Origin of the sequence: Pseudomonas sp. AU12215 (assembly GCF_001675465.2) — a bacterium.
Lineage (GTDB): Bacteria > Pseudomonadota > Gammaproteobacteria > Pseudomonadales > Pseudomonadaceae > Pseudomonas > Pseudomonas nitroreducens.
Genome location: NZ_MACM02000103.1, coordinates 1 through 478 on the forward strand (window position 1 = coordinate 1; position 478 = coordinate 478).

Annotated in this window: 1 protein-coding gene; it reads left to right on the forward strand. The window is 61.7% G+C overall.

Annotated features, from left to right (window positions below; all coding sequences use genetic code 11):
• Positions 1–478, forward strand: a 478-nt coding sequence (locus A9513_RS14655; RefSeq protein ID WP_255302860.1) for an arginine deiminase family protein, incomplete at both ends; no start/stop codon positions are given.

Here is a 478-nt window from a genome sequence, read left to right on the forward strand (position 1 = left end):
CCCTGCTGACCACCGCCATCTACAAGTTCCACCCGGAATTCACCAACGCCGACTTCGAAGTCTGGTACGGCGATCCGGACAAGGACCACGGCATGTCCACCCTCGAAGGTGGTGACGTCATGCCCATCGGCAACGGCGTCGTCCTGATCGGCATGGGCGAGCGCTCCTCCCGCCAGGCCATTGGCCAAGTCGCCCAGGCGCTGTTCGCCAAAGGAGCCGCCGAGAAAGTAATTATCGCCGGCCTGCCCAAGTCCCGCGCAGCGATGCATCTGGATACCGTGTTCAGCTTCTGCGACCGCGACCTGGTCACTGTCTTCCCGGAAGTGGTAAAAGAGATCGTTGCCTTCACCCTGCGCCCGGACGAGAAGAGCCCCTACGGCATCAACGTCCAGCGTGAAGAGAAGGACTTCATGACCGTCGTCGCCGAGTCCCTGGGCCTGAAGAAACTGCGCGTTGTCGAAACCGGCGGCAACAGCTT